The following is a 20,194-nucleotide window of genomic DNA, read 5'->3' on the forward strand; positions in this document are numbered from 1 at the left end:
GGCAGCAGCGGCAGTAACGCCTGGTAGGCGGATTAGTTGACCAGCCATTGAATTGTTCCTTCAGTCGATAATCGGTATTAAGCGGCCTGAACCGCGATGCGCTGGTGACAGGCCCAGTTGTAAACAGGCCGACCCTGGCCGTCTCGGTCAGGGCTGTTATCGCGGAGGCACGCACGCGCGCCGGTAGTCGGGCCAAGTGGTTGACCAGCAACGCCAGCGTCGGCAATGCCGATGTATGGGTTTGCACCGGTCGGAACCGCACTGAGCGTGACCTCCAGCAGGTTCTCGCCAAGCAGGCGGATCTTCACAACGCTCGCGCTCGAAGCATCGTCCACGTAACGAACGCCCCAGTTCCCAGGGTCGCTGACGTTGCCGGTGTCGACGGTGAGCGGCCCGGACGGGGTATGGAATCGAACGACAACCACGGCACCTGTCCGGACTGCCGAAATGGCATGCGTTGGCAGCCAGCGCCCACCGCGGATCAGGGCTTCTGCTGCGCGCATATGCATGCAGCCAATGCGGGTGTAGCTGTCGCCGGTCAGGTGCGTGCCATCCGTATTGCTAGGCACCCAGTACTTCGGGCCTGCGCAAGCGAACCGGTCTGGGTAGTCGAGAGCTGCCTGCAACTGCGCCAGCGGCACGAAGCTGCTCACAAGCCCGTAGTTGGTGAAATTGCTGATCTGGTCCAGCAGCATCGGCACCGGCTCGCCCTGGCCTGACGCCGCACGGATATCGGTGTCCAGATCTGATTGGAGCTGGAGCAGAGCCGCCAGGTAGGTTGCCTGGTCCATGTTCCGATCAGCCTCACCCTGGATCCAGTCAACGAAAGGCACCCGATACGCCAGCCCCAGCCGTGCTGCTTCGGCCTTCGATGACGTCACCGCCGTTAGGAGATTGCTGTAATAAAGTGACCCTTTGCTCAGCTGAGCGATAGTGCGTCCGTTCCGGCCGTGGGCGCTGGTGAGAAGCCCTGCGTTTGACGGTACTCCACGCAGGCGGTTGAGCTGGCCAGAGAGCTGGACCACCGGAACCTCGCGCACCACACTGACCAGAGGTTTGAACGGGACCACCATTGCTTCGGTCAGGGTCGTTTCCTGATCTGCCAGCATGACCCCACTTTGGATGGTCAAGAGTCGGTTAGCAGTTGGCGGCTGGGTGGTCTGGACCACGCTGGTGTCGCCCATACACAGCGACTGACCATATCCAATGATATGCAGCAGCACCTGGACAAACAGCGCCACAGACCCCGGAACTGGCACGTCCACGGTAACCGATGCCACGCTGGAGCCCCGACGGATGTAAGACAGCCGCCCGCTCGATACCTGCGGCGAAAAGTTGTCGCCGCTGGACGTGACTTGGTATGGCGTGCCGTCGACCAGCACCCATATATCCTGGCCGCCCACCGGGCCGTCAGCGTATGCGGCCACGGCGCCAGTGCTCTGACCGAACGTGACCACCTCGCCGCTCCACTTGATGCCCAGCAGCACCACGCCTTGTGAATCGACCACCGCCCAGGCGTAGTCGCCGAGCAGGTCGAGGCCTGGCAGGGTGTCGAGAATGGCGTGCACAGCACCGTTGGCTTTAACGCCGAGGATCGCTCGGAAGAACTCATCCACAATCGCCCATGGCATGTCGTCATCGAGGGAGCGCGGCGGGGTCTGGCTGAGTGCGGTGCGCGCCATGGCATCAGCATTTTGCGTAGCCAGCGCACTCGGGTATGTGGCGATGAAGGCTGCCGTACCGCTCTCGTTTCGGTAGAGGTTGACGTACTCCTGCGCACTGCTAGAGATCACGCTGAAATAGCCGTCAGGCTGAGTGCCAGCCAGGCCCAGGGCAGTGCTGGTGTAGATGAGCGCACCACTCATCTGGGTTGCCAGGTCGGCCAGTACCTTGGCGTTCGTCGGACGCTGCACCCCACCTCCAACGTCCACCATTTTGATTTGATCGGACAGCATCAGCTCGTTGGCCTTGTCGATCGTTTCCGTCAAGCGCGCGAGGTCTTCGGCTCCGCTCATGTTTACTCCAGGCAAAAAAAAGCCCACCGAAGTGGGCAGGGAATTAGGTAGCCGATGCGCCGGGCCAAGAACGTGTGTACCAACGTTCCAGCAGGGCGCGCAGCTGGGCGGTCATCACCTTGATCGGCATGCCGGCCAGCAATGACGTGAACTCAGCCTCATCAACGATGGGTAACTCATAAATTTCGAGGGTGGCCGTGTAGCGCCAAAGGTCATCGCCAGCAAACTCGGGTCCCGTGTAGATGTCGGTGAACCTAGCGCGGTGCGGCTTCAGCCCCAGCGGTGTTCGAAGCGGGCAGAGAAACCAGTCCGCCCATCCGATGCCCCATTTGCACCAGCCCTCAAACAACTGCGCCTCGGCCGAAGAGAGCAGCCAGGAGACCGGCAAAATCGTGGGCACGCTGCCGAATCTTCGGCGCTGCATGGCTCGGCCGCTCGACATCGTTGTCCTGACTATCGGGCTCACGGGCTTGAATCCGTAGCCATCTCCCACAGGCAAGGGGAGACCATCCGGAACAGAAAGCATCCTCAGGCATCCTCAGGGGCAAAGTTGTCGTCATCCGCGTAGACACGCGCGTCGTAGTTGACCGCCTCCATGTCGGCCGAGTAATCCCCCGGCTCGATAGAAGTGACGATCACCGGATAGCACCACCTGTTCGATACACCGAACAGCAGATGCGGCGGTTCTATCTCCTGGGAGAGATCAGGCTCGAAGTCGATCGTTGGAATAACCACTCGATAATCGTCCAGCCTTGCAGCAGCCCAAGGCCCGCTGACCGAGCCGTCAGGCCTGCGCACAGCCAGGACGTGGGCTTTTCCGGCTTCCCAGGTGAATGGTTCGCTGCTCTCGATGACCACCGGCCCTTCCTCTTCGGAGAAGGCGACCATCACCGCGGACTGGGCGTAACCAGGTATATCGTCTGCCACGGCGTCGTAGCTGAGATACCCACTGTTCAGGGCCGAAAGCTCTGTGCTCCAGCTGTAGCTCTTGGTCTGGTATACCTGCGCACGGCGCTGCCGCATACCGTAGCGCCAGGCGCGATCGCGATCAGTGACACCAGCGAGCGTGATTTCCTGAACCCTTAGGAAGGAGTCGCTGCTCAGCTTGCACTTCACCGTTTCTTCAGCCCAGGTCTTACTGTCCCGGTACTTGATGAGCACTCCGTCGTAGTCGTCAGGAGCCGGAAGCGTGAATGCGCGCTTCAAAGAGCTGGTCATGCTCAGTGGCGTGTACATCTTGCCGATTTGGGTGCGCAGCTCATCCCGAACAGGGGTAATTTGGCCGCGCTCCAGCGTGAACTTTGCATAACCAGCCTTCAGCGCATCATTCAAAGTTTCCTTGACCGTGCCTACCTCCTCGACAGCGAAGTCGAAGAAGTCCTCTCGGGCGCGCCAGATGGCGTCATAGCGGGAGAACTCCTCGGTATCCACGTCATCATCAGTAGCGCCCGCATCCGTCGAAACGTAGTGAACCCACGGCTCAATATCGCGGGTAGCAATGGGCTCGGAGCGTGCCCCATTCACCAGCACCGGAAGCTTCCGCGTGCCAATAACAGACACCTGGTTCTCGGACTGAGCTGAAAGCTTGGTGCCACCGCGCGCGTACACAGCGATGGTGGTGACGCCCTGGTAGCGGGTAGGCGCCTTGTCGATGCGGGCCCTCATGCCATACCACTGCACGCGATCCTGCCTGGTGTTGGCGGTCGACTCCTCGCCGATTCGACGAACCTGGATTTCCCCTCGCATATAGGCCGGAAAGGTGATGGCTCTGGTGAAAGCGATCTGGTCACGGCGAGTGGCGGTGAACGTCCAAAACACAGACGTCCAGTCTCCGGCCGTGCTGACATCACGATACTGTGCCTCAACCCTGACGCTGACTGGGCGCTGGTTGCCGTTCTTTTCCGTATAGCGGATCAACCCGCTTGGGAAGAAGAAGTCCAGCTCGACCCGGCGCACCTCTTCTCCGTCCGGGCAGACCACAAAGGGGCCCGCCCAGTCGCCTTCGGTGGTAGAGCCATCGAGGACGGCGGTCACGCCATTGGTTTGCAGCGCATCGAAACCGCCCCAGGCCGCATCGATGGCACCGGTGTCGGTCATCCGGGCAACGGTAATTGCCGAAGGACCATGGCTCTCGTCTTCAGGGGTTTCTTCGTCATCTTCCACCGAGTCGTCAGAAACCGCCGTGATGCGGTACCGCATGCCCCTGAATCCGATGGAGGATAATAGCTCCCCGGTCTGGAGACCGACCGCCGGCGCGCCACCGTCGTACTCCATGGTCATCTGCGCGTACTGGCCTACCGTGGCAGCTTCGGTCTTCACACCGGTCACAAACGCTGGAGCCGACCCAAGGATATCTACCACCGAGCCAGTCACCGTCAGCGCAGTTCCGGCAAATGGGGAAGCCTGCTCAGCAATCCGCAAGCGCCCGCCCACAGCACTGGCCACCAACGGCGTGCCGGCCAGGGACGCATTCACAGCTGACACCAGCCCCGCGAGATTGACGGTACTGGTGGTCAAAGACACTGGGAAGTCGCTCGCCCCGCGGGAAATCGTGAAGCTTAGCGGCGTCACGTCAAAGTTAAAGCGCGCCGGGGCAGCATTGCCGGTGACCGTCGAGGCGCTGCCCGGTACTGCTGGCGTTCCAGGAACCGCTGGCGTGTAGCTGGCAACAACATACTCGCCGGCATTGGCGCCTGTAATCTCGATGCGCATACCCACGGAAGGCTTAAGCATCGGGATGTGTGGGCCGCTTACCACTGTGGCGCTGCCATCAACTGGCGCGGTGAAGGTGTACGGGTAAGGCACCTCGATGCGGGCGATCATTCCGCTTTCCCAACCGAACGGGAACCAGCCGGCGCCTTCCGGGACGGTCAGCACTTTGTCAGCCACCAGCACCGAAGACCCGGTGAACTGCTGGGCAACTGCGATGGTGGTAGTGAGCGTGAGCCCTGCCCCGCCGGTGCTGGTCGACCCGACCTCGGTAGAGTTGTGCCACCACAGGCGGGCCGGCTCGGCAGACAGCGATTCGCCGGGACCATAAATACGGTACCGGGCGGAGCTGCCAAGCGATGCGATGGGCGTATCGCCAATCTTCACATCGGTGGGATTGATCTCGAACTCACCGACGCCAATGCACAACAGCATCTCCACCCACTGCTCCGTCTCGTTGACGAAGGAGTGCCTGGGCGGCACCAGGTAGTCGGGAAAGATACGTGTGCGGCCGGCAACCTCCCGGATGATGTCCCCCACCTTTACCTGGTTACCGGTGGTCTTTGCCAGGTTCAGGCTCTGCCCTGACTGCGACTTGTTGGCTGGAGTAGCCAACGGCCTCTGGGTGAGCATGATGACGCCGACCGCCACCACAGCAGCCACCACGGCCCACACAGCCACTTCCAAACCAGTACCCTTGGGCTCTGGATAGATCCGAACGGTGTCCAGCGGGGAGAACTCGACCTTGTTCCAATGGTCGGGTGAAATGAAAACGCCGTTCACCTCAATGCTGATGGGCGGCGCCGAGCGCGGCACATACCCTGGCACATTGCGCTGCAGCCATCCCTCGATCGTCATCACCTTGTCGGTTCTGTGGCGCTCCAGGGGAGAGCCCTCAAGCTTGCTCGGGTAGAATTCGATCACGGTGATAACTCACTTTCAGGTACTGGTCTTGAAATCGCCGAAGCGGCTTGATGGTCGCCCCGCTGGGCTTCATTTCCAGGCCATGCAGCCGGCCTTCTGCCTCAACGATCAGCGCAACGTGGATGCAGATATCGCCCCGCCAGACGCAGGCGATGGCACCCACCTCCGGCTCACAGCACTCCATGCCGGCGGCCTCATGGTTGACTGCCCGGGTGAACTCCATCGGCATGGTGTTTCGGACATAACCCCAGCTCGGCAGTAGCCGCAGGCCATACACCTCATGGCGTACAGCCCTGGCCATCCCCCAGCAATCGAAGCGCGCAGGGCCGCGCCCGCCATCCTCGTAGGTGGCGGCCAAGTAGCTGTCGAACATCACACGTACCTAAGGCAGGGGGCGAAACTCAAGGTGTACTTGCGCCTTGGCCAAGCCAAATTGATGTAGTCGGTATAACCAGCCTGCAGCTGCACGCTGGCTCCCTCCATGAACCCGCTGAGCACGGTCATCCGGTACGGTTTCTCTGCAGGTGCGGATAGGTCGGACGAGAGGAAGATCCGGAACACCAGGGTGATCTTCTGCCGGGCCTCTAACGCCTTGTCGATCAGTTGCTGAGCTACACCGGTGACGTTGTCTATGGCAAAGGTAAGCGTCTGGCTACCACTGTCGTCGCGCTTTGGCAGCGCCGCGTCGAAGGCAGACGCGGTGAACTTCACCTTGGCGCCTGTTTCTAGCGTGGCCACAACATCATCGAAGCCAGCGCAGAGGTAAATCGGCGCCGGCCAGGCTGGGCAGCGAAGCTCAAGGGTCGGAATGATCCACGCCTTGCCGCCAGAGGCGTACAGCGTTGCAATCGCGGTCATCGCCCCACCCTTTTTGCCCCATAGGTTTGTTCATAGGCCTTGGCCAGCACACCGCCTTGGCGGATGTTTGCCACGCAGATATCAAGGATCTGACGTCCATCAGGGCCCGTTGACATCTGAACTTGCCCTGCGCGACTAGCATCCTCATACAGGTTGACCTGGGGAGCGGGCTGAGCCGGTGCCGGCCCGCCCGAGGCCACTGAATCAGCAGGGGGCGCCAAAGAACTGCCGGGGCCGCCAACGAAGGCAGCACGGCCGTCGCTGATGGCCTCCAGCGTTCCGACCCCAATACGCGCAGTTGCCTCGGCATCGAACACGTACTCGCCTCGGTGCACCGGGCCGGCGACCTCATCCTTGCGGCCGTGCCCCGTATAGCCGCCATCCATGAAGCCCACGCCCGACATCGCGGTCATGCCCACGGCCGAGGCCAGCGGGTTGGCGATGGTGAGCGCGGTGGCCATTGCACCTGGTGCCAGGGCCGGGCCTACGATCGGAATGGCCGCAGTGGAAGCGAAAGCAGCCAAGCCAGCCTGCAACGCGGTCGCTTGGGCGTTCGCCGCCATCATTCCTGCGGCGCTTGCCTGGGTTGTCTTGCCGACAAGGAGCTGGACGCCTTGATAGATGAGCCACTGCGCGGCCATATCCGCCAACGCGTTGAGCACCGACTCGGCAAAGCCGCCAATCATGTTGGCCAGCGCATCACCAGCACTTTCAGTCTCGGTGGCGACATCGGTCATGAAGGTGCTCAGTTCGCTTCGAGCACTTCCCAAGATGTTGGTGGTGGCATCGGCTGCCTGGGCGGAATAGTTCTGCGCATCATCAGCGAAGTTTGCCCAGGCCTCATGGACCCCATTCATCCAGCTGGTTTGCTGCTCATCTACCGCCGCGTAGAAGTCCTGTTGCGCCTGTAGCCGTTTACCGAGCTCTTCCTGAAGCACCTGTGTTTCGCTGGCATACAGCTCAGGGGCAAGCTGACCAGTGTTTCGCTGCTCATTCAGGGTCTGGAGGTCTTCTACGTACTTCTGGCGCAGCGCCAGGTCAGCGCGCATACGGTCTCGGGCTTTGTCGCCCATGCCGATGCCGGCAAGCTCCTGGGCATATCCGTTGGCAGCCGTTTGGGTTCCGGCCTGCTGGGCCGCCCTGAACGCACTAAGTTTCAAGTCGTCCTCGTTGGCCTTCTTGATTTTGTTCAGTGCATCCAGTTCCGCAGCCAGCTCAAGTAGCCGTTTCTGCTGGACCTTTGACAGGTTGCCGAGTTTGCCTTCTTGCAACTCGAAGGACAGCTTGGCGACCTCGGTGGCGTCCTTCTGCTTGTCGCCCGTGGTGTTGATCAGCTCGATCTGACGCTTGTAGCCTTCTTCGGTCGTGTCGAAGTCTTTCAGCTGCTTTTTCGCAGCCTGTTCTGACTTGGATTCCCCCTCACGCTTGGCCTTATTGGCCTTGTCGTTGGCTTTTTTTTGCGCCTCAATGGCGCTTGCTGCCGACAGGATCGCCAGCCGATCGGTCTCGGTGAGGTCAGCATTCTCAGCGATATAGCGGTTGGCCGTCTTGATCGCGTCGTTGTTGTCCTGCAGGCCGCCGAGCTGTTTCTGGAGGGTCTCAAGGTAGGTCTTACCGGCACTGCTCATGCCGGTCTTCGCGGCATTGTTCGCCTCGGTCGCTACCGTGTTTTCCTTGGTAACCCCGGTGAGAACGCGCAAGGTTTCAGCAATCAGGCCTGAACGCTGGTCAGCATCACTGACGGCGCCCGCCTGGGTGATCCACCCCTGCAACGTAGCCGCCGGCAACTGTAGGCGAGACCCCACTTCCTTGAGGATAGGGGCAAGGTCTGCACCCGAGGACCGAGCCTCATTCAGCCGGTCTATGACGCCTTGGTATTCGGCCAGCTGCTTGTTGTACTGACCACCCGAGTCGCGAACAGGCGCTGTCACTGTCGCAGAGCGGATGGCCTGGGCAAGATCGCCGTAGGCATCCTTGACCTTGTCCGTGGCGTTAATCTGCTCCTGCTGCCATTTCACCAGGGCAGCTTCGCGCTGGTCCCGGTTGAGCTTTTGGAACTCCTCCCGCAGTTGGGATACGGGCTTTTGCATGTCCTCCAGGCTGACCCCAGCCTGGTCCGCATTGTCGCGAAGCAGGAGGAAACTTGCCGCCGTGGTGCCGGCCAGAATCGCCAACCCCATGGGGCCTCCCAGGCCTGCAAGGAGACCAGCCGAAGCGGCCTTCAATCCAGACTGGGCTGTTGCTACAGCGGCAGTTGCAGCAGCCTCCTTTGTCCGCGCTGTTGCGAGCTGGAGGGACATTTGGGTCTGAACTGCGGTACCGCGCGCCGCAATCGCCTCTCGCTCAGCAAGAATGGTGGCCGTCTGAGCCTTCCGCTGATCCGCTATCGCCCCCTGCAATACCGCGTCAGCTTGTGCAATCCTCGCGGCGCGATCAGCCATTGCGGCCTTCATCGCAAGGCCGGCCTTTATTACGTAGTTGGTCAGAGCTGCTACACCAGCTCCAGCCATTGCCACAGCGACCAACTCAACGTTGTCGGCCAGAGCGATAAGCACGCTCGACAGGCCGGCCACCGCGCCAGTGCGCTCTTCCATACCGGCAAGAAAGCTGCCGATCGCATTGCTGATGTTGACCATCGCGTCCTGGACGCTGGTCGACATATCAGCTGCGGCCTTGCGATTCACCTCAACCGTCTTCAGCAGGCCGGCATTCAGGTCGTCGAGGGATAGCTTGCCTTGAACCCCCAGCTTGCGAATTTCCTCAGCGCTCTTTCCTGTGGCTGTGGCGATCGCGCCGACCACGGTAGGCATGGCGTCTTGAATCGATACCCAGCCATCGGCCTCCACCTTGCCGGTCTGCAGTGCCTTCGAGTAGCCATCCAGCGCAGAGCCGGCTTTATCAGCCGCTGCGGCGTTGGTTACCAACAGATAGCTGAAGCTGTCGGTGATGTCCAAAGTCTGCTGGGTGTTGAAGCCCAGGCTGCGCATTACGTCCGCAGTGCGGATGTATAGCTCTTGGGCTTCAGCCAGAGGCCGATAAGTTTCCTGGGCAGTTTGCAGCAGGTGCTCTTGAACCAGCTGGTACTCGCCCCCGCTACCGGCTGCAGCCTTCATCCTGTCAGCCATCTGCCCATAGGCGTCGACTTGCTGGATGATACCGCCGATCAGACCAGCCCCTGCCACCGCCGCAAATGCACCACGGACGAGAGTGCCGGCCTGCTGCGCCGCGGCGCCGGCTCGATCAAAAGCTGAGTCGACCTTGGCAAGACTCTGATCAATCGCCTGGGATGACCGCGCGACCAGCTGATCCGCATTGGCCAGCTCTCGACGCAACTGAGCAGTGGTCGCCTCAATCTGGACCAGCATCCCCTGGACCTGTTGGTCGGCCATGTAATTCTCCAGAACGAAAAACCCGCCGAAGCGGGTGTTGAGCTATGCGTTTCGGCCGGTCAGCGCCTGGCGCAGCTTGTCGGCCACGCCCGAGGCGCTAGGTTTCGGCTTGGCCCCTTGCCCCTTTCCTTTGCCGAAGGGATTGGTCATCTGCGACCACTCGAGCCTGGCATCCAACGCCATGAACAGCTCGGGCAGCGGCGTTCGCCAGGCCACATCGGGTTGCCAGCCAAGCCAGCCCGTTGCGATCGAGTACAGCCGGTCGACGTAACTTCCGCCTTCGATGACGCTTACGCCGTCCCGGCTTGGTCGTTTCCCGGGTCTTTGCCGCGCGGGTTGTACAACGCAACCAGGTACTTATTCAGTTGCGGCGCTGCGTCGAGGATGCCGTGCTCCCAGATCTTCTCTGGCACGGCCTTGGCAGCCTTCTCGTCAAGGCCGGCGCCGGCCACCAGGATGATGGCGCAACCTTCGACACTGAGTGCGGTGATTGCCTGGGAAGCACCGCGCAGGCCGCCAAAGCGGCTCTCGATAGCCCGCACAGCCTTCAGAGTTGGGGTAAGGGTGTACTCTTCGTCACCCAGTGTGACGGTAACGGTACCGTACAGCGTATTGTTCATGGGTCAGGTCCTGTGAGGCCGGGGCCAAAGCCCCGGGCGCTTATGGGGTGACGGGGGCCGGCAGCAACTCGAGGATTTCCGAGTTGATACCCAGGGTGATATTGCGGCGCACCACGTTGTCAGCAGCGCCGGCGGCCACGGTGTTGTTCATCACCTTCGCGCGGTAGTAGAACGTGGTCGGGCTGATGGCAGGGATGGAATCAGGGTCGCCGTCGTTGAGGGTGACCTTGATGTTGTAATCGCCCTTGCTGCGATCCTTGTGAGCAGTCTTGACGGCGTTCTGTCCGGCGTCACCGTTATCCAGGCCCACCGTGAGGGTCATGTCACCAGCATCAGCCGTGCCCTTGTACTTACGAACCCGGCCATCCTCCAGCGAGACGAAGGTCACGCTGCTGAAGGTGTCGCCGAACTCGCCGAGATCTTCGATTTCACCAACACGCACGTAGGTGTCGGCCTCGAACTCGGTTTTGGTGGTAGCACCGGTCTTGCCGCCAATGAAGAGGCGGCAGCCGGCGGCTGTATTGAGGTTGTCTTCTGCGGGCATGGGTGATCCTCCAAAGCCACGTTGGATAGAAGCCGCAGTGCGGCCAGTGGGTGATTCAGTGGGTAGTGATTACGCGGACGGTGATCGAGCCCTGGTAGGTGATGCCGTCGGCATCGCGCTGGGCGTCGGCCTGCTCGACCCGAACGGAGACGGCGCGGCCGACTTCCAGCGGCAGCCGGCGCTCATCCAGGGCGGCGATAACCTCGCCGTTGATGCACTTAACCTCAGCCTGGCCAACGGCATCGGACCAGACCGACAGGTACAGCAGTCGCGTTTCGCGCTTGCGGCCCGAGATCGGGCTGCTGTTGACTGAGACCTCCCGGTCGATTGAGACGTACGGCATTTCGGCGTTCAGCGGCGCGCCGTCATAGATCGGGCAGCTGACCTCGGCTTGAAGCCTGGCAAAGATGGCCTCCTGCAGGGCCAGTGATGGATCAGCCATTGCCTACCCCCTGGCTTGCCTTGCGCAGCGTGCGGCTCACGGCGGCCTTGATGTCAGCCAAGACATGCTCCCTGTTGACCTGGATAGATGGGCGCAGCCACGGGTGAGCCGGCCTAGCCGGGATATCCGGGTACTTGCCGAAGAAGTGGGTGCCATCGCTTTTGTTGGTGACACGCCGATTTCGGTCACCGGCCCGCTTGCCCCCGGTATATCCCTTAGTACCGTATTCGATGAAGCGCAGGTAAAAGAACCGCCGGTTGTCGCGCTTGCCACGAATGCCGATCTGGGCATCTAAACCGCTGGGCGAAACGTATACCCTGAGCGCTGCAGCGGCCGCTCCGGTGTCCTTGGGCATCAACTCACGCTGGGTCTCCAGGATGCGGTTCGCCGCCTCCAGCATCGCGGGCTGCAACTCGTTGTCCATCGTCTTGTGGATGTTGCGCAGCGTCCGGCGTAGCCGGATGTCGCCGCGAATGCTCGACCGGCGCGCCATACCCTACTCCTTGGCCGGATCAGCCTTCGCTGGCTTCGTGGCCTTGTCGGTGACGGCTTCAGCGTAGCCCCGGGCAATCAGGCCTTCGCCATAGGCCTTTTCGACCTCGAACTCTTCGCCCTTCTCACGCTCACCAGATGCGCCCGTCAGCGGGCCTAGTGCTCGAATTTTCATTGTTCACCTCATGGGTTTGGCACCGATGAGCAAAGAAGCCTCATCAGCGAATTGTCGTTGTCAGGCAGAACAGCTTCGACTTTGTAAGTGACCCCGCGCCTTGTGATCCGCCAGCCGGCAGCTATGTCGGGGCGCGGCCTGGCGATGATTTCGGCGGTAACTACAGACGCCAGCTTCTCAGCTACTGGTGCCACCCTTCCGCTAGGTGTGCGGATTTCAGCCCACATGACGGGCGGAGTCGCCGGCAGCCATGTCACCGTCGCGCCGCCAGACTTGTTCCGCTCCTCATGAGGGAACGCCACCTGACAGCGATTACGCAGTGGGCCGGCCCTCATACGCCCCACCCGATCCGGTGAGGTGTCAGGAGCGCCACCGAGCCTTTGGGCAGTTCGGTGGCAATGGTCCCGATCACAACGTCCTCACGGTTCGCGTAAAGGTGGCCGAGTATCAGCAAACAGGCAGCCTTGATCTGCTTGTTGCAAACCATGGGAGACTCGCCAGCATCCCCGGCGGCGACAGCCTCATCCAGCGCCTGCTGGTCGGCGTAGAAACGACGGTTCAGATAGTCCACCGCCTGCCCTTCGGCCGCCTCGATCAGAAGCTCCAGGTACTCGTCATCATCGTCAGGGTCTCGCAGGTGATGACGGGCTGTGGTCAAACTGATCACCGGCATGTCTTCACTCCTTCAGCGGTTCGAGCGATGCCAACTTTCGCTGCACAAGCTCCTCTGCGTGCCGGCGTGGCACCACATAGGCTGGACCGCCCCGGCGGCGCAGCTCGCCATCATCCATGTAGGACCGCATCGGGTAGATCTGAAGAGTCACTGGATTTGGGTTAGCTGCAACCAGATCCCCTGCAGCTGGCTGGTCGGTATCGTCGCCAGCCTCGATCACCGTCGGCCCGCTCTGGCCTTCATCTACCGATGCCCCCGCTTCCGTAGCGGGAGCTCCGGCACTAGCGCCCAGGTCGCCTGCAGCGACACCCGATTCGGCCCCCGAGTCTGCCGGTGCTTCTGGCAGTGTCTGCTCTGCGCCCGAGCCTGGATGAGTTGCGGGAGCGCCCGCCTCGCCAGGATTTGGCAAGGCGGCTTCACCAGGCGAAAGGGACAACGCTCCATCTTGAGGCTGGCTGCCGCTCGATTCAGTGGTCGAGGCAGTATCCTTCGGCTCAACCGTGGACTCTGGTTTTTCCTGTTTACGTGCCATGGGAATACTCCTGTAGGGCGCCATTCCTGACGCCCCAGCGCAAGGAATTAAGGAGTGATCAGCGGACCGGTAACGAACGCTTCATCGCGGTAGATGGCAAAGGCCAGGCGCTCTTCAGCGCGAATCGTTGCCATGTTTTTCTCGAAGTCATCACCGTTCTCAGTCGAGATCAGCACTTCGATTTCCATGCGGTCGAAGATCTGGGCGCCGAGCTTGAACGCACCGACGAGGAAGTCGTTCTGTGTCATGGCCTGGGTAGAAACCACAGGGCGATTCCAGAGTTTCGCGTTGGTGCCTTCCTGAGGCTGGCCGATGATGTAGCGCCCCTCGCCGTCCTTAGTCAGCTCAATGGCCGCCCAATCGATCGGGTTGAGCACGATGCCGTCGGATGGGAACTCGGCCAGTTCGGCCTGCAGCAGCGCCAGGCGCAGGCGGTCAATGCGCTGCTCGCCCACTACAGCTACACCAGCCGGGGCGGCGTACAGTTGAGCAACGGTCATGAGGCCCTGCAGGTTCACGCCAGTGCCGTTGCCGTAAAGCAATTGAGCTTCTTCCGCCATGGTGAGGCCGTAGCGTGCACGACCGTCGATATAGCTCTGCAGTGCCTTAGCGTCGTCCAGCATCTGGCGGCTGGCTTTGAATAAATGGGCGATGGTCCGCACGTTCGCCGTGGCCAGGCCGAAGGTCAGGTCGGAGTACGGCTTGGCAGTGTTCTCCGCCACAGTGCGGGCGTTATTGACGAAGCCGGTTTCACGGACGTACTCGATGGAGTTCGATTCGGTGGTACCTGGCGCGACCAGGTCGCGGACGGTCAGTCGGCGCTGAGGCGGGGCAATGATCCCCGGCAAGCGCTGAGTCTGCACCAGGTCACCGCCGGTTGCGGTAGTGATGGCCGCGCGCGGCACGGAGACACGGCGGGAACCACGGAAGGACGAGTTCATGTCCTTCATTTCTTCGCTCTCGATCACGAGAGCGCCTACCGATTTCTGCGGCTCTTCCTGATGACTCCGATCCCGGCTTGCATTCACCAGTTTCTGCTCTGCCTCGCCCAGGCGCGCCTGAAGCTCGCCCTGCTTGGTCAGCAGTTCATCGACCTTGGCACGCGTTTCGGTATTCATTTCACCGGAAGCCTTGATTTGCTTCTCGGTCGCCTCGGCCTGGCTTTTGATCTGATCGCCAATGCCCTTGAGGCTGGCGTTGAGTTCCTTGACTTGGGCTTCAAAGTCCATGGTCACTTTCCTTTCAGAGAATTGAGGAGATTGGTTGCCGCGCTCAGAGAGGCGGAGAGGTCTGGCGCGACAGCGCTGGGCTTATCGGTCGAGGCAGCGTTATGCGTGCCCCCGCCGGGAGCGCGAGGCATGCCGGACTTGAAATTGGCGAACAGTTCGCGGCGCTCGGATCGAGGCATCCCCCCCTTGGCCAGAGCGACATCCATGGCCTTGAGCGCATTGTTCTGGGCCGCGTCCTCGGTTTCGCGTTCGGTAACTTCGCTGGAAGACAACACCCCAGTCGCCAGGCCAAGCTCCACGGCGCGCTTACCACGGATATAGGTTTCGTCGTCCATCAGCTCGGCCATGTCCTCCGCCGACTGCCCACTCGTCTCGGCGTAGAGGTCAGCCATCGCGGCATCGAACTCCTGCATATCGTCGGCGATATCACGGAGGTAGTTGCGATTGCCGGCGAGCCAGGTCCAGCAGTTGTGGATCATGAGGAAGGCGCTGCTGGCCACCTCTCGCTTATTCCCCGCGAGGAAGACAATCGAAGCAGCGCTCGCCGCCATGCCGAGCACCTTGGTGGTGACCTCGTGGCTGTGTTCTTGAAGGCGGTTGTAAATGGCAATGCCTTCGAACATGTCACCGCCTGGCGAGTTGATGTAGACGGTGACATCACGCTCGCCGATCGCCCGCAAGGCGGCGTCGATTCGTTTCAGCGTGACGCCCTCGCCATACCAGTCTTCGCCGATCACGCCGTACACGGTGATGGTGTCTGAGGTGTTCTCGACGGCCGCCTGGATCGCGGGATTCCATTTGTCGAGCGCGCGCGGGCTCATCTCGCTGCGCAGGCCGCGAGACTGGATCTTGTGCTTCATGGATTACTCCCGTGATTTACTTTTCGGGCTGTTGGAGCCAGTTCATCAGAGCGGCCCTTGCGGCCTGCCCATCGTCTTGCTTACCCAGCTGGTCCAGCGGCACCAGATTCGATTGCACGGTCAGCACGTCGCCACCTGGCATGCTTGGAAGGTTCTCTTTCCGCCGCCCTTCGTTTCGGGTCAGGTAGCCGTTCTGGCCCATCGTGCTGAGATAGGCTGCCCGACCGGCGCTGTCCGCACGCAGGAACGCTTCAAGTGAGTACTCGGCGTAGAATTTGATCCGGTCAACCGCCGTCATGCACCACTTGTTCACGCACTGCTCGATCGGCGCTGTGAAGGACATGATGCAGTACGTAAGAAACGCGATCTGCTGTTGCTCCAGGCCGGTCCCCCAGTTGCTGCCCTTGTCGGTCTTCATCACCATCCAGGGCGGAACGCCGAACCATCGGCAAATTTCCTCGATGCTATGCCCTCTCGACTCCAGCAACTGCGCATCGGCAGGGTTGATCCCGATCATCTCCGGCTTCACGCCCTGCTCAAGTACTGGGCTCTTGCCGGCATTCAATGCCCCGGAGATTGTCTTAACGTACTCACGAAACTCGACGCGCTGAGCCGGGTTAAGCGTCTTGTCGACCGAAAAAGCGACTGTGGGCATCATGCCGTTGCGGAATGTGCTATTGGCGGCATCATCTGCAGACATCGCAGAACCGAACACATCCGCGCCGTACCGAATAGCAGAAAGGCCAACTCGGCCATCCAGGGTGAAGGCTGGGATGTGAAGCATGTCCTGCCGCTGGATCTCTCGGCGCGCTCCCTTTCGGGGCCTGAAGAAATACCTGAGTCGTCCATCGTCGTCGAACTCAAGGTCGACTCTCGACGGCATCAGGAAGTCCAGGGCAATGACGCGCCCAGCGGAGCGATGGATCTCGCAGTAGGCGTTGCCCCACAGCAGCATCGAGGCGACGACTGCCTGCCAGAAATGAAAGGCAGCCATGTCTTCGTTGGGGCTGTTGTGCACAACGTCGTACAGCGGGAAATCACGGGCACTCTCTCGGCTACCATCGGGCATCCGCCGGTAGATGCTCAGCGGCAAGCCGGCTACCGAGGTCGAGATGATACGGACGCATGCCCACACGGTGGACAAGCGCATGGCCTTGTCGACGCTGACTGACTTACCACTACTGGACTGGGCGCCATTAAAGGCACTCCAGAAACCGCCATCCGACAGCTTGATGGTCTTGCCCAGCCATTCGCTCATACTGGCTGAGGGCTTGGTGGCAGCAGCGCCTAAAGCCTGGGATAGGGTTTTAATCACTGACAAGCCCTTTGCGGATGAAGCCAGCGATGCAGAAGAAGCTCAGCGATCCGGCCAGCAAAGCCCAGCCGGTACCAGCCAGCATCCAGACCCCGCTGCATGCCAAGCAGAAAGCGACCACTGCGCAGGCGATGAAAATATGAAATGCGTTCATGCGATCAGTGGGTCCCGAATGCCAGCCATAAAGTTGTCCATTCCCCCGCGCCCCTCAGGATTGAGGCTGATCAGAGAAACGGCGTTGAATGTAGCCATCAGCGGGTCGATCTTTGCCGTGCCCGAGGCCTGCTTGGTGATCAGGAAGGCGTTCGCCGAGGGCACCCCTTTGGCGTTGCCGCATGACCAAGCCATCAGCGGCTGGCCGCAGTGCAACAAGGTGCCCTCGGCGAGCTTCCGCTCAGTGGTCTTGATTGCACCGGTAAGCTTCCAGCCCTGGGAAATACCGACGATCTTGTCTTCTTCAACGTCTGCGTCGGCCAGGGCATCAAGAACTGCGCCGATCCCTGCCGGGTCGAGCCCCACCTTATCCAGCAATCCAGTTGCATTGACGCGGGCAACAATGGCTGCGAACTGCTCCACGTCATCACCGATACGCTCGACAATCGTCAGGTCACCGGCTTTTTCCAAGTCCCGGAGGCGCGGTGCCTCAGATTTGCGCCGTTCTAGGACGGAGGGGTGGGCCCAGGCGTGAGCCCAGTGGAACCATCTTCGGGTACCAGACTCCCGCCCAATCACTGCAAGACCGAGCAAGTCATCCAAACCGCCACCGTCGCCGCCAACATCGATTACCTCGCATCGCGTGAGGATTTCATCAAGGCTGAGCCAGCTTGTACTTTGGGGCTCCCAGAACTCCGCGCCGACCCAGGCGTCGGACATCAGTGCGAGGCCGATTTCGATGTTGAGGTGCTTGGCCAGGAAGCCGCGTAGCTCAGCCTCGCCGTCCAGTTCAGCCTGCATAAACAGGCGCTCAAGCGTAGGTCGGTCAACCGAGTAGTCGATGTTGGGATTGACCAGGTGGAAGTTCTCAGGCTTCCTCGCCTCGCCGCTCTTGATCATCTCTTGAGAGAACTCATAGATGATCGGCAGGAAACGGTTGTCGTCGATCCGGCCATCACGCACGCCGCGAGCGTAGTTGAGCTTGGAGCGGAACACGCCAGCCGGCGGCTCGTTCGACTGGGTCGTCAACCAGATGATGAAGCCTTCTGGTCGCGACAGCAGACCGCCAGTGGCCTCGCGGATCATGTCAGCGGCTTTGGGGTTCTTACCGAATAGCCAGGCCTCATCGATCAGGACGCCGACCGCCTTCTTGCCGCCCACCACATCGCTGTCCGCAGCCACCACCTTCAAGGTGGCGCCGGTCTCGCGATGAGTGATCAGCCGCAGGTGCGGCTGGACATGCAACAGCGCTTTCAGCTCATCGTCATTGTTGACCATGTCCTTGGCCGGGATGAACGAGTTATCGGCAATCTCCTTGGTCGGCGCCAAGATGATGAACTCAGCCGAAAGACGCCAGTTGCGGATCAGCGCTGTTAGCATGATCCCTGCAGCGATCGTAGATTTACTGTTCTTCTTCGGGATGCAGAGCATCACTTCCCGAATCAGACGCTCGCCGGTCTCGCTGTTGTAGCTACCGAAGATGGCCCCGGCGAACGCCAAGACCCAAGGGGCGCAGGCGGCCTCAATGGTGGGGCTGCCCGGGGCATCGACGATCCTCAGCCCCTTAAACACATCGAGGCCGGCTTCAGCTTCGTCTGGAAACAGCGGCTCAGGGATGATTGATTCGCCCGCAGCCAGGCACCTCCACCAATCCGGGCAGGCTGTTGTCCATCGCATAGGTCAATTCTTCACTACGGAAAGGGGTGGCTTGCCCTGGGAGTACTTGCCTTTACCGACCTGTTTGGCGGCCTCGGCCTTCTGCTCTTTCTTGCCCTGGTCGGCGACCTTGCCGTGCACATAAGGCATCAGCGTCTTGGCCGCTTCCAGCCGCATACGCATGTCGGCGCCTTCGGCGTTCATCAGCTCAGTCAGGAAGGCCCGCGGATCGTCGGTCTCAGTTAGCGACAGCTCATCGGCCTGCTGAACCTGCGGCTGTTCGGGTTTAACTTTTCGAGAGGGTTTAACCTCGGTGCTGGAAGCCTGCTTTTGCTTCAAGCGGCGCCCGACCTCTGCAAGGACATCGGGGTCCTTCGCAAGCTTGGAGCCCGCTTGGGACGCAGTCTTCTCGGAATATTCGGCGGCGAGCGCCGCCTCGCGATTTGTGGCCCCCGACAACAAAGCGTCAACAAACCGCCGCTTCTTGTCGGTTAAAGCCATGGTTAACTTTTCCTGAAACGGGAAAAAATGTGTACGTGGGGTCGGAGGCGGTCTAGCTAGATGAGAATCCTTAGCTTTTGACCCCCCTACCCCTTTCGCAGCACGTCATTGCCGTGCCTCATGCCGCTCGGATGGATTTCGACGTTTTGCGGAGACTCAGCCGCCCAGGCCAGCTGCCTCCTCGGCCTGCTTGACCGAGTCGTGGCAAGACTTGCAGAGGCTCTGCCAGTTGGTCTGATCCCAGAAGAGAACCATGTCACCGCGGTGTGCAACGATGTGGTCTACGACCTTTGCAGCGGCAGTGCGGCCGTTCCGCTCACAGAAGACGCAGAGCGGATTGTCGTTGAGGTACTGCTCGCGGGCCTTCTGCCATTTGTAGTCGTACCCACGCTGGGAGCTGGTCATTCCGCTACGCCAGCTGCCAGGCGTCATCACCTTAATCCTTGAGCCTGCGCTCTCCTTGACGCGAGATCCGAGCGTCTTGAGTCTGGCCATCAGCCTTTCGCCCCACTGATCAGCCGAGCGATGTCGTCAGCCCGCTGCTTAACCTCCAACACCTGACCATCGAACGTGCGAACAATGGCGCAGATGCCGTGCCACTGACTGCTCGTGCAGGCTTCGTCCACACGAGCGATGGCTGCGGGAGCTATATAACGCTTGAGGCCGTTACTGTCGGTCAACGTGATCATCTGCTTACCCCTGAGCCTTACGAGATAGGAATAGGTCGGAGTAGCCGCGAAGCTTCTCCACTCCCATGAAACCGACTGCTCCACCAGCAAAGGTGGCCATGCCCTGAGGCAATCCCATCCATTCCAGCAGGGGCACCAAGGCCAAGGTAATGAGGCCGCAGAGCGCGCCTTCCAGAAACATCTGTCGTCGGGTGCCGCCGCCATAAACCACCCGGAGGGCAGCAATCGCGACCGACAGGCCTGCGGCATACAGCTGAGGCTGGTGAGCCAGCACCCAGGCAAGCACAGCGGCCCACAGGCCAGGATCCTTCTCGGGCATGTTCGGCATCTCGGTTCCTCCCTTTTGGGGAGCGGAGTAGGTTCGGCCCCAACAGCACTCCCAACTCGGGGCGATGGGTGTGGTGGAGCCGAAAACGAA

The 20,194-nt window shown here is 61.0% G+C and carries 24 protein-coding genes; all 24 read right to left on the reverse strand.

Annotation, left to right across the window (positions count from 1 at the left end; genetic code table 11):
• Positions 1 to 77 precede the first annotated feature (77 nt).
• The 24 genes from AB7M33_RS26480 to AB7M33_RS26595 all read right to left on the reverse strand — a co-directional run bounded on the left by AB7M33_RS26480 (position 78) and on the right by AB7M33_RS26595 (position 20,104).
• Positions 78 to 2,015 carry a hypothetical protein gene (locus AB7M33_RS26480; RefSeq protein WP_454244025.1) on the reverse strand — a complete coding sequence of 646 codons (1,938 nt, stop codon included), beginning with the start codon at positions 2,013 to 2,015 and terminating at the stop codon, positions 78 to 80.
• Positions 2,016 to 2,058: 43 nt separating this feature from the next.
• Entirely contained in the window at positions 2,059 to 2,481 is a 423-nt protein-coding gene (locus AB7M33_RS26485) for a hypothetical protein (RefSeq protein WP_454244026.1), read from the reverse strand.
• Positions 2,482 to 2,543: 62 nt separating this feature from the next.
• The gene (locus tag AB7M33_RS26490) at positions 2,544 to 5,648 is read right to left on the reverse strand and encodes a host specificity factor TipJ family phage tail protein (RefSeq protein ID WP_454244027.1); all 3,105 of its coding nucleotides are present in this window, start codon (positions 5,646 to 5,648) and stop codon (positions 2,544 to 2,546) included.
• Entirely contained in the window at positions 5,620 to 6,021 is a 402-nt protein-coding gene (locus AB7M33_RS26495; protein ID WP_454244028.1) for a hypothetical protein, read from the reverse strand. The genes AB7M33_RS26490 and AB7M33_RS26495 overlap by 29 nt, the downstream gene beginning before the upstream one ends.
• Positions 6,021 to 6,506 carry a DUF1833 family protein gene (locus AB7M33_RS26500; RefSeq protein ID WP_454244029.1) on the reverse strand — a complete coding sequence of 162 codons (486 nt, stop codon included), beginning with the start codon at positions 6,504 to 6,506 and terminating at the stop codon, positions 6,021 to 6,023. The genes AB7M33_RS26495 and AB7M33_RS26500 overlap by 1 nt, the downstream gene beginning before the upstream one ends.
• Entirely contained in the window at positions 6,503 to 9,895 is a 3,393-nt protein-coding gene (locus tag AB7M33_RS26505; protein WP_454244030.1) for a phage tail tape measure protein, read from the reverse strand. The genes AB7M33_RS26500 and AB7M33_RS26505 overlap by 4 nt, the downstream gene beginning before the upstream one ends.
• 42 nt (positions 9,896 to 9,937) lie before the next feature.
• Complete coding sequence (locus AB7M33_RS26510) at positions 9,938 to 10,078, reverse strand: hypothetical protein (RefSeq protein ID WP_454244031.1); 141 nt, start codon at positions 10,076 to 10,078, stop codon at positions 9,938 to 9,940.
• 107 nt (positions 10,079 to 10,185) lie between these two features.
• Positions 10,186 to 10,515 carry a hypothetical protein gene (locus AB7M33_RS26515; protein WP_454244032.1) on the reverse strand — a complete coding sequence of 110 codons (330 nt, stop codon included), beginning with the start codon at positions 10,513 to 10,515 and terminating at the stop codon, positions 10,186 to 10,188.
• Positions 10,516 to 10,555: 40 nt separating this feature from the next.
• Positions 10,556 to 11,059, reverse strand: coding sequence for a hypothetical protein (locus AB7M33_RS26520; RefSeq protein ID WP_454244033.1), 504 nt, complete (start codon positions 11,057 to 11,059; stop codon positions 10,556 to 10,558).
• Between the two features lie 55 nt (positions 11,060 to 11,114).
• Complete coding sequence (locus tag AB7M33_RS26525) at positions 11,115 to 11,501, reverse strand: DUF3168 domain-containing protein (RefSeq protein WP_454244034.1); 387 nt, start codon at positions 11,499 to 11,501, stop codon at positions 11,115 to 11,117.
• The gene (locus AB7M33_RS26530) at positions 11,494 to 11,994 is read right to left on the reverse strand and encodes an HK97 gp10 family phage protein (protein WP_454244035.1); all 501 of its coding nucleotides are present in this window, start codon (positions 11,992 to 11,994) and stop codon (positions 11,494 to 11,496) included. Before AB7M33_RS26530 ends, AB7M33_RS26525 begins: the two co-directional genes overlap by 8 nt.
• Positions 11,995 to 11,997: 3 nt before the next feature.
• Entirely contained in the window at positions 11,998 to 12,168 is a 171-nt protein-coding gene (locus AB7M33_RS26535; RefSeq protein ID WP_454244036.1) for a hypothetical protein, read from the reverse strand.
• An 8-nt stretch (positions 12,169 to 12,176) separates the two neighbouring features.
• Positions 12,177 to 12,503 (reverse strand): phage head closure protein, encoded by a 327-nt coding sequence (locus tag AB7M33_RS26540; RefSeq protein WP_099453657.1) that lies wholly within the window; start codon positions 12,501 to 12,503, stop codon positions 12,177 to 12,179.
• On the reverse strand, positions 12,500 to 12,841 hold the full coding sequence (locus AB7M33_RS26545; RefSeq protein WP_454244037.1) for a head-tail connector protein: 342 nt from the start codon (positions 12,839 to 12,841) through the stop codon (positions 12,500 to 12,502). The genes AB7M33_RS26540 and AB7M33_RS26545 overlap by 4 nt, the downstream gene beginning before the upstream one ends.
• A 4-nt stretch (positions 12,842 to 12,845) precedes the next feature.
• Positions 12,846 to 13,373, reverse strand: coding sequence for a hypothetical protein (locus AB7M33_RS26550; RefSeq protein ID WP_454244038.1), 528 nt, complete (start codon positions 13,371 to 13,373; stop codon positions 12,846 to 12,848).
• A 47-nt stretch (positions 13,374 to 13,420) separates the two neighbouring features.
• Positions 13,421 to 14,602, reverse strand: a complete 1,182-nt coding sequence (locus AB7M33_RS26555) for a phage major capsid protein (protein WP_454244039.1) — start codon at positions 14,600 to 14,602, stop codon at positions 13,421 to 13,423.
• A gap of 2 nt (positions 14,603 to 14,604) precedes the next feature.
• The gene (locus AB7M33_RS26560) at positions 14,605 to 15,462 is read right to left on the reverse strand and encodes a head maturation protease, ClpP-related (protein WP_454244040.1); all 858 of its coding nucleotides are present in this window, start codon (positions 15,460 to 15,462) and stop codon (positions 14,605 to 14,607) included.
• 16 nt (positions 15,463 to 15,478) lie between these two features.
• A complete protein-coding gene (locus AB7M33_RS26565) occupies positions 15,479 to 16,777 on the reverse strand; it encodes a phage portal protein (RefSeq protein ID WP_099453653.1) in 1,299 nt (432 codons plus the stop codon).
• Positions 16,770 to 16,931 (reverse strand): hypothetical protein, encoded by a 162-nt coding sequence (locus AB7M33_RS26570; protein ID WP_454244041.1) that lies wholly within the window; start codon positions 16,929 to 16,931, stop codon positions 16,770 to 16,772. Before AB7M33_RS26570 ends, AB7M33_RS26565 begins: the two co-directional genes overlap by 8 nt.
• Positions 16,928 to 18,607: a terminase large subunit gene (locus AB7M33_RS26575; RefSeq protein WP_454244042.1), complete on the reverse strand. Its 1,680-nt coding sequence runs from the start codon at positions 18,605 to 18,607 to the stop codon at positions 16,928 to 16,930. The genes AB7M33_RS26570 and AB7M33_RS26575 overlap by 4 nt, the downstream gene beginning before the upstream one ends.
• 3 nt (positions 18,608 to 18,610) lie before the next feature.
• Complete coding sequence (locus AB7M33_RS26580; protein ID WP_454244043.1) at positions 18,611 to 19,087, reverse strand: terminase small subunit; 477 nt, start codon at positions 19,085 to 19,087, stop codon at positions 18,611 to 18,613.
• A gap of 156 nt (positions 19,088 to 19,243) precedes the next feature.
• On the reverse strand, positions 19,244 to 19,582 hold the full coding sequence (locus AB7M33_RS26585; protein WP_454244044.1) for an HNH endonuclease: 339 nt from the start codon (positions 19,580 to 19,582) through the stop codon (positions 19,244 to 19,246).
• A complete protein-coding gene (locus AB7M33_RS26590; RefSeq protein WP_454244045.1) occupies positions 19,582 to 19,776 on the reverse strand; it encodes a hypothetical protein in 195 nt (64 codons plus the stop codon). Before AB7M33_RS26590 ends, AB7M33_RS26585 begins: the two co-directional genes overlap by 1 nt.
• 4 nt (positions 19,777 to 19,780) lie before the next feature.
• Positions 19,781 to 20,104, reverse strand: coding sequence for a phage holin, lambda family (locus AB7M33_RS26595; RefSeq protein WP_392463171.1), 324 nt, complete (start codon positions 20,102 to 20,104; stop codon positions 19,781 to 19,783).
• Between the last annotated feature and the right edge of the window lie 90 nt (positions 20,105 to 20,194).

This window comes from Pseudomonas sp. Y3 TE3536 (assembly GCF_053629175.1).

Coding starts and splice junctions, on each gene's coding strand:
- AB7M33_RS26480 (WP_454244025.1), bottom strand. CDS start 2,015: ATGAGCGGAGCCGAAGACCTCGCGCGCTTGACGGAAACGATCGACAAG.
- AB7M33_RS26495 (WP_454244028.1), bottom strand. CDS start 6,021: ATGTTCGACAGCTACTTGGCCGCCACCTACGAGGATGGCGGGCGCGGC.
- AB7M33_RS26500 (WP_454244029.1), bottom strand. CDS start 6,506: ATGACCGCGATTGCAACGCTGTACGCCTCTGGCGGCAAGGCGTGGATC.
- AB7M33_RS26505 (WP_454244030.1), bottom strand. CDS start 9,895: ATGGCCGACCAACAGGTCCAGGGGATGCTGGTCCAGATTGAGGCGACC.
- AB7M33_RS26510 (WP_454244031.1), bottom strand. CDS start 10,078: ATGGCGTTGGATGCCAGGCTCGAGTGGTCGCAGATGACCAATCCCTTC.
- AB7M33_RS26515 (WP_454244032.1), bottom strand. CDS start 10,515: ATGAACAATACGCTGTACGGTACCGTTACCGTCACACTGGGTGACGAA.
- AB7M33_RS26520 (WP_454244033.1), bottom strand. CDS start 11,059: ATGCCCGCAGAAGACAACCTCAATACAGCCGCCGGCTGCCGCCTCTTC.
- AB7M33_RS26525 (WP_454244034.1), bottom strand. CDS start 11,501: ATGGCTGATCCATCACTGGCCCTGCAGGAGGCCATCTTTGCCAGGCTT.
- AB7M33_RS26530 (WP_454244035.1), bottom strand. CDS start 11,994: ATGGCGCGCCGGTCGAGCATTCGCGGCGACATCCGGCTACGCCGGACG.
- AB7M33_RS26535 (WP_454244036.1), bottom strand. CDS start 12,168: ATGAAAATTCGAGCACTAGGCCCGCTGACGGGCGCATCTGGTGAGCGT.
- AB7M33_RS26540 (WP_099453657.1), bottom strand. CDS start 12,503: ATGAGGGCCGGCCCACTGCGTAATCGCTGTCAGGTGGCGTTCCCTCAT.
- AB7M33_RS26545 (WP_454244037.1), bottom strand. CDS start 12,841: ATGCCGGTGATCAGTTTGACCACAGCCCGTCATCACCTGCGAGACCCT.
- AB7M33_RS26550 (WP_454244038.1), bottom strand. CDS start 13,373: ATGGCACGTAAACAGGAAAAACCAGAGTCCACGGTTGAGCCGAAGGAT.
- AB7M33_RS26555 (WP_454244039.1), bottom strand. CDS start 14,602: ATGGACTTTGAAGCCCAAGTCAAGGAACTCAACGCCAGCCTCAAGGGC.
- AB7M33_RS26560 (WP_454244040.1), bottom strand. CDS start 15,462: ATGAAGCACAAGATCCAGTCTCGCGGCCTGCGCAGCGAGATGAGCCCG.
- AB7M33_RS26570 (WP_454244041.1), bottom strand. CDS start 16,931: ATGAACGCATTTCATATTTTCATCGCCTGCGCAGTGGTCGCTTTCTGC.
- AB7M33_RS26575 (WP_454244042.1), bottom strand. CDS start 18,607: ATGCGATGGACAACAGCCTGCCCGGATTGGTGGAGGTGCCTGGCTGCG.
- AB7M33_RS26580 (WP_454244043.1), bottom strand. CDS start 19,087: ATGGCTTTAACCGACAAGAAGCGGCGGTTTGTTGACGCTTTGTTGTCG.
- AB7M33_RS26585 (WP_454244044.1), bottom strand. CDS start 19,582: ATGGCCAGACTCAAGACGCTCGGATCTCGCGTCAAGGAGAGCGCAGGC.
- AB7M33_RS26590 (WP_454244045.1), bottom strand. CDS start 19,776: ATGATCACGTTGACCGACAGTAACGGCCTCAAGCGTTATATAGCTCCC.
- AB7M33_RS26595 (WP_392463171.1), bottom strand. CDS start 20,104: ATGCCGAACATGCCCGAGAAGGATCCTGGCCTGTGGGCCGCTGTGCTT.